This window comes from Flindersiella endophytica (assembly GCF_054779015.1).
In genome coordinates, this window is record NZ_BAAGYY010000042.1 from 38349 (window position 1) to 52210 (window position 13862).

General features: G+C 68.6%; 12 protein-coding genes. 11 read left to right on the plus strand and 1 reads right to left on the minus strand.

Annotated elements, in window-relative coordinates; translation table 11 throughout:
• Nucleotides 1-49 precede the first annotated feature (49 nt).
• The 5 genes from ACYVF6_RS42445 to ACYVF6_RS42465 all read left to right on the plus strand — a co-directional run bounded on the left by ACYVF6_RS42445 (nt 50) and on the right by ACYVF6_RS42465 (nt 2644).
• Nucleotides 50-181 (plus strand): hypothetical protein, encoded by a 132-nt coding sequence (locus ACYVF6_RS42445; RefSeq protein WP_460531447.1) that lies wholly within the window; start codon nt 50-52, stop codon nt 179-181.
• Nucleotides 182-328: 147 nt separating this feature from the next.
• On the plus strand, nt 329-640 hold the full coding sequence (locus ACYVF6_RS42450) for an enolase-like domain-containing protein (RefSeq protein WP_460531450.1): 312 nt from the start codon (nt 329-331) through the stop codon (nt 638-640).
• A gap of 58 nt (nt 641-698) precedes the next feature.
• Nucleotides 699-1262: a mandelate racemase/muconate lactonizing enzyme family protein gene (locus ACYVF6_RS42455; RefSeq protein WP_460531892.1), complete on the plus strand. Its 564-nt coding sequence runs from the start codon at nt 699-701 to the stop codon at nt 1260-1262.
• A 19-nt stretch (nt 1263-1281) separates the two neighbouring features.
• Nucleotides 1282-1665 (plus strand): PPOX class F420-dependent oxidoreductase, encoded by a 384-nt coding sequence (locus ACYVF6_RS42460; protein ID WP_460531453.1) that lies wholly within the window; start codon nt 1282-1284, stop codon nt 1663-1665.
• 46 nt (nt 1666-1711) lie between these two features.
• A complete protein-coding gene (locus ACYVF6_RS42465; protein WP_460531456.1) occupies nt 1712-2644 on the plus strand; it encodes a C40 family peptidase in 933 nt (310 codons plus the stop codon).
• Between the two features lie 96 nt (nt 2645-2740).
• Here ACYVF6_RS42465 and ACYVF6_RS42470 read toward each other — a convergent pair whose 3' ends face one another.
• Complete coding sequence (locus tag ACYVF6_RS42470) at nt 2741-3889, minus strand: TerC family protein (RefSeq protein ID WP_460531459.1); 1149 nt, start codon at nt 3887-3889, stop codon at nt 2741-2743.
• A gap of 327 nt (nt 3890-4216) precedes the next feature.
• Here ACYVF6_RS42470 and sppA point away from each other — a divergent pair, with 327 nt between their 5' ends.
• The 6 genes from sppA (at nt 4217) to ACYVF6_RS42500 (ending at nt 13774) form a co-directional block, all read left to right on the plus strand.
• Nucleotides 4217-5869, plus strand: coding sequence for a signal peptide peptidase SppA (gene sppA, locus ACYVF6_RS42475; protein ID WP_460531462.1), 1653 nt, complete (start codon nt 4217-4219; stop codon nt 5867-5869).
• 108 nt (nt 5870-5977) lie between these two features.
• Complete coding sequence (typA, locus tag ACYVF6_RS42480) at nt 5978-7843, plus strand: GTP-binding protein TypA/BipA (protein WP_460531465.1); 1866 nt, start codon at nt 5978-5980, stop codon at nt 7841-7843.
• A gap of 315 nt (nt 7844-8158) precedes the next feature.
• On the plus strand, nt 8159-8764 hold the full coding sequence (locus ACYVF6_RS42485; protein WP_460531469.1) for a response regulator transcription factor: 606 nt from the start codon (nt 8159-8161) through the stop codon (nt 8762-8764).
• Between the two features lie 76 nt (nt 8765-8840).
• On the plus strand, nt 8841-10691 hold the full coding sequence (locus ACYVF6_RS42490) for a S9 family peptidase (protein ID WP_460531473.1): 1851 nt from the start codon (nt 8841-8843) through the stop codon (nt 10689-10691).
• A 212-nt stretch (nt 10692-10903) separates the two neighbouring features.
• A complete protein-coding gene (gene lanKC, locus ACYVF6_RS42495; RefSeq protein ID WP_460531476.1) occupies nt 10904-13558 on the plus strand; it encodes a class III lanthionine synthetase LanKC in 2655 nt (884 codons plus the stop codon).
• Nucleotides 13559-13618: 60 nt separating this feature from the next.
• Nucleotides 13619-13774: a SapB/AmfS family lanthipeptide gene (locus ACYVF6_RS42500; protein ID WP_460531479.1), complete on the plus strand. Its 156-nt coding sequence runs from the start codon at nt 13619-13621 to the stop codon at nt 13772-13774.
• Nucleotides 13775-13862: the final 88 nt, after the last annotated feature.

Here is a 13862-nt window from a genome sequence, read left to right on the forward strand (position 1 = left end):
AGGGGGTCATAGGCGCCCGGCATACGTGGTGACGGAGGGAGGTGAACCCATGCCGGAGCTCACGCAGGACATCGCGGCGCTGGAACAGCTGCCCGAGACCGAGTCGGTCGAACTCGGAGACGACTGCTACTGCGGTCCCGTGACGTGCTACTGCAGCTGCCTGCTCACGCTCTTCCTGTGAGGTGATCGGGCACGAGTGACGCGACGCCAAGAACGAGTGGGCCGCGGAACCCCAACGCAGCAGAGTCCACGGCCCACCCCAACCGATGCGGGGCAGTCAGTGCGCACTGACTGCCCCGTCAGGCTGCCGAGGGTACTCTCACCAGCCATGCCGATCGTCGAAGTCGCCTGCCAGGTCGTCCGCGCACCCCTGCACACGCCGTTCGTCACGGCCCTGCGGCGCACGGAGCACGTCGAGTCGCTGCTGGTACGACTCACCGACGACGACGGGCACACCGGGTACGGCGAGGCGCCGCAGGTCTGGCGGGTCACCGGCGAGTCCCTGGCCGGAGCTCAGGCCTGCTGCGAGGGCCCGCTGCGCGACGTCGTGCTCACGCGCGATCCCGAAGACCTCAACGCGCTGCTCCACGAGCTGAACGACGCCGTGGTCGGCAACCAGAGCGCGAAGGCAGCTGGGTAGGGGTGGTGGTCGGGGGGTCGGCACCGACGCGGCCGGCGACGTCGCCCGCGTCAAGGCGATCCGGACGGCCGTCGGTCCCGACGTCGTGATCCGGCTGGACGCCAACCAGGGCTGGACACCGCGCGAGGCGGTCCGCGTGATCCGCGCGCTGGAGGACGCCGATCTCGGCATCGAGCTCGTCGAGCAACCTGTCGCCGCCGCCGACCTCGCCGGGCTCGCCTGGGTGAGCGACCGCGTCGACACGCCGATCCTCGCCGACGAGGCCGTCTACGACGTACGCGATCTGGTCGAGGTGATCCGGCTCCGCGCGGCCGACCTGGTGAACGTCAAGCTGGCCAAGTGCGGGGGCCTCGGGCCGGCCCGGACGCTGCTCGAGCTGACCCGCACCTACGGCCTGGGCACGCTGGTCGGCTCCATGATGGAGGGCCCGATCGGCGTCGGCGCGGCTGCCAGCCTGGTCGCGGCGTACGGCACGACGCTGGTGAGCGACCTGGACGCTGCCTGGTGGCTGGCCGCCTCGCCGGTGAGCGGTGGGCTGAGCTACTCCGGCTCCACGGTGGTGCTCCCCGACGCGCCCGGCCTCGGCGTCGACGGACTCCTCGACGATGTCACGGAACGCTGAGGCGCTGCGTCCAACGGGCATGACGAACACGACATTCGACCGCTTGGCAGACGAGCCGACCGTTGTGGTGACGACATACCGTAAGGACGGCTCAGGCGTACCGACGGCGGTGCACGTCGTGGTGCGCGGCGATCACGCGTACTTCCGGACCTGGAACACCACCGGCAAGGCGCGGCGACTGGCCCGTAACCCGCAGGTCGAGATCGCCCCGTCCACGTTCCGCGGCAAGGCGACCGGCGAGCCGATCCGGGCGACCGCGCGCCTGCTGGACGACAAGGACCCGGCGGTCGCCTGGACCAAGCGGGCACTGCCGAGGAAGAACAAGCTGATGCAGCCGCTCGTGCCGTTCATGCACCGCCTGGCGGGCAAGAAGACCCTTTACTACGAGCTCACACAGATCTGACTGATTGCTGACTACTTGCGAGTAGGGCCTCAGGTACGGTTGCGATGTGCTCGATTCACAGCTCGACCGGCAGCAACTGGCGGTCAACGTCACCGCCACCACGTTGTGGGTGACCCCCGACGCGCCGCGTGACGTCGACGCTCCGATGCTGGCCGCGGTTCCCGACCCGCACGCGTGGGCGACATCACTCACCCGCGAGCAGAAGCTCGACCTGTTCAACCGGGTGCACAGCCAGCTCCTGCTGGGTGAGCCGGTGGTCGTCGTCGAAGAACGCGGCGACTGGCTGTCGGTGGTCTCGCCCTGGCAGCCGAGCGACAAGAACCCCGACGGGTATCCCGGCTGGGTACGCCGTGAGCACCTGTCCGCGCCGGCCACGGCAACGCCCGAACGGGAGGCCGTCGTCGCGGTCGAGGCGACTTCGTACGCAACTGCCTCCGGCAGCCGGGTCGCGTCCTACGGCACGGTGCTCCCGGTCGTCGCAGCCGACGACGAGATCGTGCAGGTGGCGCTGCCGGGCGGCGAGTCCGGAAAACTGCGCAGGTCGGCCTGCGTGCTCACTCCGGTCACCGACGGCGACCGGGACCGCCCGGTGTCCGCCGCCGCGGTGCTGGCCACGGCCCGGCGGTTCGTCGGGCTGGAATACCTCTGGGGCGGCACCAGCGCCTACGGGCTCGACTGCTCGGGCCTGGTGCACCTGTCGTTCCGCGCGCTCGGCAAGGTGGTTCCGCGCGACGGCTACGACCAGGCGACCGCCGCGCACGACGTGCCCCTGGCCGACGCCAAGGCCGGTGACCTGCTGTTCTTCGCCCGCCCGGGGCGCGGCATCCATCACGTCGGTTTCTGCACCGGCCGTGTCAACGGTGAGCTGCGGATGCTGCACGCACCCGGCACCGGCAATCCCGTCGTCGAAGAGCCGCCGAACTCCGACCGGACGGCCACGCTGCTGCCGACCGCCGGCCGGTTCACCACCGACCAGTAGCCCACCAACCAACAGACCCCGAGAAGCCAACTGCCGGCTCAGCCTGTTTCGGCTGAGCCGGCAGTCGTACGTCGGGCCGGCGAATCCGGCCGGTCGTCAGCGGTCCGGGTGGGCGGCGCCGGACTCTGCGTTCGGCTCGACCGCGGACTCCGCACCCGACTCGGTGGCGGCTCCGGACGCCGAGCCGTTGGCCGAGCCGACGGCGCTCCCCTGCTGGTTCTCCGCCTGCGTGCCGTTGCCGATGGATTCGCCGTTGGAGTTGCCGTTCCCATTGCCGTTGCGGCGCCGAGTGTGCAGCAGGCTCGCGATCGTCGTGACGACCAGCGTGCCGAGGATGAACGCCAGCGACCAGACGATGGAGATCTCGGGTACGCCGTTGAGGTGCTCGCCGCCGTTGATGAACGGCAGGTTGTTGTCATGCAGCGCGTGCAGGATCAGCTTGACGCCGATGAAGCCGAGGATCACCGAGAGCCCGAGCGACAGGTAGACCAGCCGCTTCAGCAGCCCGCCGATCAGGAAGTAGAGCTGCCGAAGGCCCATCAGCGCGAACACGTTGGCGGTGAAGACGAGGTACGGCTCGCGGGTCAGGCCGTAGATCGCCGGGATCGAGTCGAGCGCGAACATCAGGTCGGTGGTGCCAAGAGCGACTATCACCAACAGCATCGGGGTGGCCAGCCGCTTGCCGTTCTCGATGATGGTGAGTTTGACGCCGTTGTAGGTGTCGGTCGCCGGCAGCCTCGACTTGGCAAGCCGCATCATCAGGTTTTCCTTGACGTCATCGTCGTCGTTCTCACCGTGGCGGGCGAGGTTGATCGCCGTGTAGATCAAGAACGCGCCGAAGAGGTAGAAAACCCAGGCAAACGCGCTGATCGCGGCCGCGCCGAGCGCGATGAAGATGCCACGCATGACCAGCGCCAAGATGATGCCGACGAGGAGTGCCGTCTGCTGATACTGCCGAGGCACGCGGAATCTCGACATCAAGATGACGAAGACGAACAGGTTGTCGACCGAGAGGCTGTATTCGGTGATCCAGCCGGCGTAGAACTCGCCGGCGTACTGCGCGCCCGAGAAGTACCAGACTCCCAGGCCGAAAAGCACCGCCAGGCTCACGAAAACGCCGATCGCGATGCCGGCTTCCTTCATCGAAGGCTCGTGCGGCCGGCGGCCGATGACGAAGACGTCGACCGCCAGGACGGCGATCATGATTCCTACGGTCAGGAGCCAAACCCAGGGATGAACGTTCAAGTCCGAATACCTCCGAGAGACGACGTAGAACCTCCCGGAGGTCTCTTCCGCTTCTCGCCTGCGAGAAGCCGGCGGCACCGGGCGGCCCAGGACACAATCGACCTGGGTGAGCCGTGATGACGATGCCGCCGCGAAGGAATACTCCCCTCCACGTGCTGATCATTGTTGCGTACGAACAAAACAACCGACCACTAGGGGTTGTTCCGGAAGAACCCGGAGTGGGAGCCGCGTCACAGCCACGACCGGGCCCAACAGCTGCCAAAACGGCTGATACCCGCAGCTCGCGCCTCAACCCACTTGGCCGGGTCCGGCCGTAGGCTGAACGACATGGTCGCCACCGTGCTCGAGCTCGACCTCAGCTCCCCCGTCCTGGAAGCACCCCCTCCCGACCCGCTCACGGCCGCCCTTTCCAGACGCCGGCCGCTGCTGCGCGAGCTGGTCGAAAGTCTCCGGCTGGCCGCGGCCGATCCGGACGTCGCCGGGCTGATCGCGCACGTGCGGGGTGGGCAGAGCCTCGCGCAGGTGCAGGAGCTGCGCCAGGCCGTACGCCACTTCGCCGCGTCCGGCAAGGCGACGGTCGCCTGGACGGAGTCGTTCGGCGAGCTGGGTCCGGGGACGATTCCCTACTACCTCGCGACCGGGTTCGACGAGATCTGGCTGCAGCCGTCCGGCGACGTCGGGCTGACCGGCATCACGGCCGAGGCGGTCTTCGTGAAGGACGCGCTGGCCAGGCTCGGGGTCGTACCCGAGCTGTCGGCGCGCGGTGAATACAAGAACGCGATCGACACGTTCGTCTCGACCGAGATGACCAAGCCGCACCGGGAGGCGGCCGGGCGGCTGACGGCGTCGGCGATGGAACAGGTCGTCTCGGGGATCGCCGACACTCGCGAGCTGACGCCGGAACGCGTCCGCGAGCTGGTCGACTCCGCCCCGCTGTCGAGCGACGAGGCGAAGGAGGCCGGCCTGGTCGACCGGCTGGGCTACCGCGACGAGGTCTACGCCTCGGTGCGATCTCGGTTCGGCACGGACACCAAGCTGCGTTACGTCCACCGCTACCACCGCAGCCGGACTTTCGAGCCGAGGCAGGCGCTGGCGCGGCTGGCCAAACGGCCGGCGATCGCCGTGATCCACGGCAGCGGCGACATCCACCTCGGGCGGACCACCCGGCGGGGATTCGGCGGCTCCTCGATCGGCTCCGACAGCCTGGGCGCGGCGCTGCGGGCCGCAGGCGCCGACACCGAGATCCGTTCGGTGGTGCTGCGGGTCGACAGCCCGGGCGGCTCCTACATCGCGTCCGACGCCCTGCGCCGCGAGGTGATGCGGCTGCGCGACACCGGCAAGCCAGTAATCGTGTCGATGGGCTCGGCCGCGGCCTCCGGCGGCTACTTCATCTCGATGGCGGCCGACACCATCGTCGCCGACCCGGGCACACTGACCGGCTCGATCGGCGTGTTCGGCGGCAAGGCCGTGATCCGCGACCTGCTGGAGAAGATCGGCATCTCCCGCGACGGGGTGTCGGAGGGCCGCAACGCCTGGATGTTCTCGACCTACCGGCGGTTCACCGAGTCGGAGTGGCAGCGGCTTTCGACCTGGCTCGACCGGGTCTACGACGACTTCACCGGCAAGGTGGCCTCGGACCGCGGGCTGTCGCGCGAACACGTCGAGGAGGCGGCCCGCGGGCGCGTCTGGTCCGGCTCCGACGCACAGCAGCGCGGGCTGGTCGACGAGCTCGGCGGCCTGGACCGGGCACTCGACCTCGCGGCCGCCCGGGCCGGCATCGACCGTGCGGACGCTGAGATCCGTACGGTCCCCCGGCTGGGCCTGTTCGAGCGGTTCCGTACCCCGGACTCCTCCGACGACCTGGCGGCAGCGGTGTCGAGTCTGGGCCTGCCCGAGAGCCCGCTGCGCTTCGTGTCCGACGCCCTCGGCGTGCCGCGAGCGGGCGTGCTGACCACCCCGGTCCTCTGGGAGTTCAGGTAGCCAACTCCCGGACCCGCTCCAGGTCCGCAAGCGCGTCCGGACGTCGAACGGTGCACCGAGCAGAACCCTGGAGGTCACCCGGTTGCTCGCATCCGGGAAGATTGTGCGGTGAACTCCCGCACCGATCTCCGTAACGTCGCGATCATCGCCCATGTCGACCACGGCAAGACCACGCTGGTCGATGCCATGTTGTGGCAGTCCGGAATCTTCCGGGAAAATCAGGACGTCGCCGAGCGGGTCATGGACTCCATGGACCTCGAGCGGGAGAAGGGCATCACGATCCTGGCCAAGAACACCACCGTCCGCTGGCAGGCGCCGGAAGGTCCGGTGACGATCAACATCGTCGACACGCCTGGTCACGCCGACTTCGGCGGCGAGGTCGAGCGTGCACTGGAGATGGTCGACGGCGTGCTGCTGCTGGTCGACGCGTCGGAAGGGCCGCTCCCCCAGACCCGGTTCGTACTCCGCAAGGCGCTGCACAAGAAGCTGCCGGTCGTGCTGGTGATCAACAAGGTCGACCGGCCCGACTCCCGGATCTCCGAGGTCGTCGACAGCACCTACGAGCTGTTCATGGACCTGCTCGACGACCCGTCGACCGACAGCGCCGCACTGGACTTCCCGATCGTGTACGCGTCGGCGAAGGCAGGCCGCGCGAGCCTCACGCAGCCCGGTGACGGCGAGCTGCCCGACAGTACCGACCTGCGGCCGCTGCTCGAAACCATCCTCAGCACCGTTCCGGCACCGTCGTACGACGAGGACCACCCGCTGCAGGCGCAGGTCACCAACCTCGACGCGTCCCCGTACCTCGGAAGGCTCGCGCTCTGCCGGGTGCACCACGGCCACCTCAACCGCGGCGAGCTGGTCGCCTGGTGCCGGGCCGACGGCTCGGTCGAACGCGTGAAGATCACCGACCTGCTGCGCACGGAGGGCCTGGAACGGGTGCAGGCCGACTCCGCCGGCCCCGGCGACCTGGTCGCGATCGCCGGCATCCCCGAGATCACGATCGGCGAGACGCTGGCCGACGTCGAGGACCCGCGCCCGCTGCCGGTGATCCGGGTCGACGAGCCGTCGATCTCGGTGACGATCGGTATCAACACCTCGCCGCTGGCCGGCCGCAGCGGCAAGAAGCTCACCGCCCGGCTGGTCAAGGGCCGGCTGGACGCCGAGACGATCGGCAACGTCTCGATCCGCGTCCTCCACACCGAGCGGCCCGACACCTGGGAGGTCCAGGGCCGGGGCGAGCTGCAGCTCGCTGTGCTGGTCGAGATCATGCGCCGGGAGGGCTTCGAGCTCACCGTCGGCAAGCCCGAGGTGGTCACCCGCGAGATCGACGGCAAGCAGCACGAGCCGGTCGAACGCGTGACGATCGACGTTCCCGAGGAGTACGTCGGAGTGGTCACCCAACTGCTCGGGCTGCGCCGCGGCCGCCTGGAGCAGATGGTCAACCACGGCACCGGCTGGGTCCGGCTCGACTACCTCGTACCCGCTCGCGGCCTGATCGGCTTCCGGACCGAGTTCCTCACCGAGACTCGCGGCACCGGCCTCATCCACCACGTCTTCGAGTCGTACGAGCCGTGGGCCGGCGAGATGCGCACCCGGCCACGCGGATCGCTGGTCGCCGACCGGACGGGTGCCGTCACCACGTATGCCTGTTTCAACCTGCAGGAGCGCGGGACCCTGTTCGTGAAGCCGACGACCGAGGTCTACGAAGGAATGATCGTCGGCGAGAACTCCCGGCCCGACGACATGGACGTCAACGCGACCCGCGAGCGGAAACTGACCAACGTGCGCTCCTCGTCCGGTGAGGAGCTGGAGCGGTTGGTCCCGCCACGTGAGATGGCGCTCGAACAAGCTCTGGAGTTCTGCAGAGCAGACGAGTGCGTCGAGGTCACCCCGGACGCGATCCGCCTTCGTAAGCTGGTGCTTTCCCAGACAGACCGGGAGAAGGTACGCGCTCGGTCCCGCCGTGGCTAGGCTTCGCAACGTTGTCGCAACTACAGTCGAATAGTCACATAACTAAAAGTTTCTTTCGGACTGTGGCCAGACCTGACTTACACACGTAACGTCTACAGGGGGCAGGCGACCCAGGTGATTCTGGACAAGGACCACAAGGGCGTCGAGAGGGACAGCCGTGGGGATGGCGGCGACTGTGGACGGATCGGCTGAGCTCGCCGAAGCTGCGAGACCGGCGGAGAGTCTTGTACGCGCCGGGGGGAAACTCCCGGCCAACCGTTATTCGTCGCTGGGCGGGCGGGCCCGCGCGTCGATTCGTTCGGCGAGGTGGGGGTTATGATTCGTGTCCTGCTCGCCGAGGATATGGCAATGGTTCGGGGCGCACTGGTCGCGTTGCTCGCCTACGAGACCGACATCGAAGTGGTCGCCGAGCTGGAGCGCGGCGACGACATCGTGGCGACCGCGACCGGAGTCGAGCCCGACGTGGCGGTGATCGACATCGGGTTGCCCGGCATGGACGGCCTGACCGCCGCCCGCGAGCTGAGCGAGGTCGTACCCAACTGCCACTCGTTGATCCTGACGGCGATGGGCACGCCCCGGACGCTGCAGCTGGCGCTGGACGCGAAGATCCGCGGCTTCGTCGTGAAGGACGCGCCTCCCAGCGTGCTGGCCGAAAGCATCCGGCGGGTGGCCAAGGGCGAGTGCGTCATCGACTCCGAGCTGGCCAGTTCCGCGCTGGCAGGCACCCGCGACCCGCTGACCGCGCGCGAGCACGATGTGCTCGAAGCCGCGGCCGAAGGTGCGCCGGTGTCGGAGATCGCCTGCCGGCTGTGCCTCGCGCCTGGCACAGTACGGAACTACCTCTCGGTCATCATCAGCAAGCTCGGAGCCCGCAACCGCCTGGATGCCGTCCGCATCGCTCGCGGCGAGGGCTGGATCTAGTAGCGGATCCAGAGGGGTCAGAGGACTCAGAGCCGCTCGGTGACCGGCCGGGAATCGCCTTTTGACGGGAGCGCGAATGGCCTATGACGCTGTGCCGCTGGTGCCTCGTTCGGTGCTGTTCGGCAATCCACACCGCACGAGTCCCGACATCTCACCGGACGGCACGCGGTTCGGCTACGTCGCGCCCGACGAGGGGGTTCTGAACGTCTGGGTGGGCCCGCTGGACGGCTCACGAGAGCCGGTCGCCGTCACCCACGACCGCGGCCAGGGCATCCCGGCGTTCGCGTTCTGCCAGGACGATCGCACGCTGGTCTATCTGCAGGACGCCGACGGCGACGAGAACTGGCGGGTGTGCCTGCTCGACCTCGAGTCCGGCGAGGAACGCTGCGCCACACCGTTCGACAAGGTGCGCGCGCAGATCCGGGCACACAACCGCTGGCACCCCGAAGCCTTGTTGCTCATGCTCAACAAGGACGATCCGAAGATCTCCGACCTCTACCGCTACGACCTGGCAGCCGACCGGCTCGAACTGGTGGAGCGAAACCCGGGCTTCACGTCATGGATTCTGGACACTGACCATGTCGTCAGGGGTGGCGCAACGGTTACAGCCGAGGGTGGGGCGGTATTCCATCTGCGCGACCAGGAGACGGGGGAATTCCACCCCTGGCTCACGATTCCGTTCGACGATGTGGCCGGCACCGACGTCATCGGCATCACCCGCGACGGCCGCACGCTGCTGTTGTGCACACCGATGGGTGCCAACACCCGACGGCTGCTGGCGATCGACCTCGAGTCGAACGAGCAGAAGGTGCTCGCGGAGGACCCGCACTGGGAGGTCGGCCATGTCGTCCTCGACCCGCTGACCAACCAGCCGCAGGCCGTCGGGTTCACCAAGGCCCGGCAGGAGTGGCAGTGGCTGGACCCGGCGTACGGCGCCGAGGTCGAGCGCGTGCGGGCCGGACTCGACGTGGACGGCGAGATCGTGATCGGCCGTGCCGAACGTTCGGGCCGCTACTGGGTCGTGGTGGCGATGCCGTCCGACGCCTCGACGCGCTACTACCTCCATGACCGGGCGACCTCGGCCACGCGGCTCCTGTTCGCCCAGAATCCGGAACTCGACGAGTACCGCCTGGCGCCGATGGAGCCGTTCTCGTTCACCAGCAGGGACGGCCTCGAGATTCACGGCTACGTGACGTTCCCAGCCGATGTGGAACGCCGCGGGCTGCCTGCCGTGCTCGACGTGCACGGCGGGCCGACCGCGCGCGACTACTGGGGCTACAACGCCGAGGTGCAGTGGCTGGCCAACCGCGGCTACGTGTGCGTCCAGGTGAACTTCCGCGGGTCGGGTGGGTACGGCAAGGCGTTCTGCAGCGCCGGCGACAAGGAGTGGGGTCGCAGGATGCAGGACGACCTGGTGGACGCCGTGGGCTTCTGCGTCGGCCAGGGCTGGGTGGACGCCGGCCGGGTCGGCATCATGGGCACGTCGTACGGCGGGTACGCCGCGCTGGCCGGCGCCGCCTTCACCCCCGAGGTGTTCCGTTGCGCGGTGGACCTGTGCGGTCCGTCCAACCTGCTGACGCTGCTCGCGTCGATCCCTCCGTACTGGAAGCCCATGATCGGCTACATGCACAACAAGATCGGGAACCCGGAGACCGAGCGCGAGCTGCTCTGGTCGCGGTCGCCGCTGTCGCGGGTCGCCGATATCCGGATCCCGGTGCTGATCGGGCAGGGAGCGAACGATCCGCGCGTGAAGCAGGCAGAAGCTGATCAGATCGTCGAAGCCCTGCGAGACAAGGGCCTTCCGCACGAATACCTGCTGTTCCCGGACGAAGGCCACGGGCTCAACCGCCCGGCCAACCGCGAGCGCTTCTACGCCGCGGCCGAACGTTTCCTGGCCACCCATCTCGGCGGCCGCTGCGAGGAATAGTCCCTTCGGAGCGCTTTCGGCCGACTCGGTTCCCACCTTGTTCGCATCGCGCACGCGGACTGTGAGAAACGCATGCCCCTCGGTGATGTCTTCACCCTGACTTGGTGACACCGTCCACTACTTCGCGACTCCGGACAGTGCCAACCTGATCTTGGCCACGCGACGAAAGACAGGGCTGCGTGGATGGGTGGGGATAGCGGATCGAGGTTCGCATGGATCGCGGGTACGAGACGTTCTGCATGGCAGATCCCTTGTTCTACGACGTTCTGCACTCCGAGCGGACTGCCGGCGAGTCGTTCCCGACCGCCGAGCGCCCGCTGCCGGAGGGCTGGAAGCGCGGAGAGCAGGAGGACTGGTACACGTTCTCCGGCCCGCACACGACCGACCTGCCGCCGCAGGGGTGGAAGATCCACGTGTCCGCCCGCATGGACAACGCCTCGCGCATCCTCGACGCCGTCTGGGACTACTGCCTTCCGCGCGGCATCTACTTCAAGTTCCTCCGCTCGCCGTCCGCGCTGATCGCCCGGATCTCGAAGTACGCACCTCGCGGCTACAGCGGCAAGCTCGTCACGATCTACCCCGTCGACGACACGGCGTGCGAGAAGATCCTCCGCGAGCTCGGCGAAGCACTCGACGGCGAACCCAGTCCGTACATCCTCACCGACCTCCGTTGGGGCGCCGGGCCGCTTTACGTGCGGTACGGCGCCTTCGCTATGCGGTACTGCGTCGATGACAAGGACCAGCTCGTACCGGCGATCGCGGACGGAACCGGCACGCTGGTTCCCGACCGGCGGGACCCGGTCTTCCGCGTTCCGCCGTGGGTGACGCTGCCGGACTTCCTGGCACCGCACCTGGCGGCCAGGAATGCCGTGAGCGTCGCCGACCTGCCGTACACGATCGAACGTGTCGTGCACTTCTCCAACGGCGGCGGTGTCTACGTCGGCACCGACACCCGCACCGGCGAGGCCATCGTGCTCAAGGAGGGCAGGCCGCACTCCGGTGTGGACGCCTACGGCCACGACGCCGTACGCCGGGTGGAGCGCGAGCACGCCATCCAGGGCAGGCTGGCGGGGGTGCCTGGCGTCCCCGCGGTGAAGGACCTGTTCTGGGTCGGCGAACACCGGTTCTTCGCGATGGAATACGTCGAGGGCGAGTCGCTCTCCAAGACGATCGTGCTGAAGTACCCCCTGATCGACCACACGGCAGGCCCGGACGAGCTCGCCACGTACACCGACTGGGCGCTGGACATCTACCGCCAGGTCGAGGCCACGATCGAGGCGATCCACGCCCGCGGGATCGTCTACGGCGACCTGCACCTGTTCAACATCATGGTGCGCGAGAACGGGACGATCGCGCTGCTGGACTTCGAGGTCGCCTCTCCCATCGAGGAGCCTCGGTCACCAGGGCTCGGCAACGCCGGATTCGCCCCGCCTCCGGGTACGACCGGATTCGACATCGACAGGTACGGTCTGGCCTGCCTGAAGCTCGCGCTGTTCCTGCCGATGACGACGTTGCTCTGGCTGCACCGGCCGAAGGCGCAGCACTACGCCGACGTGATCAGCGCCCACTTCCCCGTCGACAGCGGCTTCCTGCGCTCGGCCGTCGACGTGATCGCACCGCCGAACGGCGGCGAGATCTCCCGGCTGTCGGGCGCGGCCCGGCCGGCGCTGCCGGCGTTCGAACCGGACAACTGGCCGGAGCTTCGCAGCGAGCTGGCCCAGGCGATCGTCGCCAGCGCCACCCCGGACCGGGACGACCGGCTCTTCCCCGGTGACATCGAGCAGTTCGAGACCGGCGGGATCGGCCTGGGCGTCGGCGCGGCCGGCGTGCTCTACGCACTGTCGGCGACGGGTGCGGGACGCCATCCCCAGCTGGAGGAATGGCTGCTGGACAAGGTGCGGAACCTGCCCGGCGACACCCGGCCCGGCCTGTTCGATGGCCTGCACGGCACCGCGTTCGCGCTCGACCAGCTCGGTTACGAACAACAGGCGCTGGACGCACTGGACATCTGCCTACGAGGCGATTGGGAGTCACTCGGACCCGATCTCAACAGCGGTCTCGCCGGCGTCGGGTTGAACCTGCGCCACTTCGCCGACCGTACGGGCGAACCGGAGCTGCGCGCGGCGTTCCTGCGCACGGCGGAACTGGTCGCCGGCCGGGTCGGTGTGACACCGCCCGACATCGAGGACGAGCGGCCCATCAGCGGTGGCGACCACCCGTCAGCCGGTCTGATGCTCGGCCAGGCCGGCCCAGCGCTACTGCTGATCCGAGCGTATGAGGAGACCGGCGACACCGCGTTCCTCGACCATGCCGCGACAGCGCTACGGCACGACCTGCGGCGCTGTGTGGTCCGTGACAACGGAACCCTCGAGGTCTACGAGGGTTGGCGATCCATGCCCTACCTGGCGGCCGGCAGCGTCGGCATCGGCCTGGTTCTCGACGAGTACCTCGCTCACCGTCCGGACGAACCCTGCTTCGTACAGGGGCTGGACGAGGGACAGGCCAGTTTCGCCGAGGCCGGCCGCCGGATCGAGGATGCCGCGCGATCCGAGATGTACATCCTGCCGGGTTTGTTCACCGGCAGGGCCGGCATCCTGCTCTACCTCGCGGGTCGGTCCGAGTCGCCCCAGACCGACCCGTGGGTGGGCAAACAAGTGCGCGGGCTGTCGTGGCACGCGCTCCCCTATCGCGACGGCACGGCGTTCCCCGGTACGGGGCTGCTGCGGCTGTCCATGGACCTCGCGACCGGCACCGCCGGCGTGCTGCTGGCCCTCGGCGCGGCCCTGCACGACCAGCCGGTGCACCTGCCGCTGCTCGCTCCGAGCCGAGTGCTCGCCGGAGCCGACCTGCGGCTGACCTACCAGTAACGACACGAGCTCCCGCACCAAGACGGCGCGGGTAACGGTAAACCCACCAAGGAGATAACCATGGCGCTTCTCGACCTCCAGGGCATGGCCCCCGAGTTCAACTCCGCTGCTTTCGGCGGCTCCAGCAACAGCGGCCACAGCTGCACGGGCAGCGACCTGTCCGTCGGTCTGTGCGAGGAAGGCAGCGGCCTGTCCCTGCTCCTCTGCGGCCACTGAGTTCGGCCACCCTCCTGAGGGTCTTCACACAGTGACGAGCTCCGGCCCCGGACGAGCGGTAGTCGTCCGGGGCCGGAGCCCGAAACGA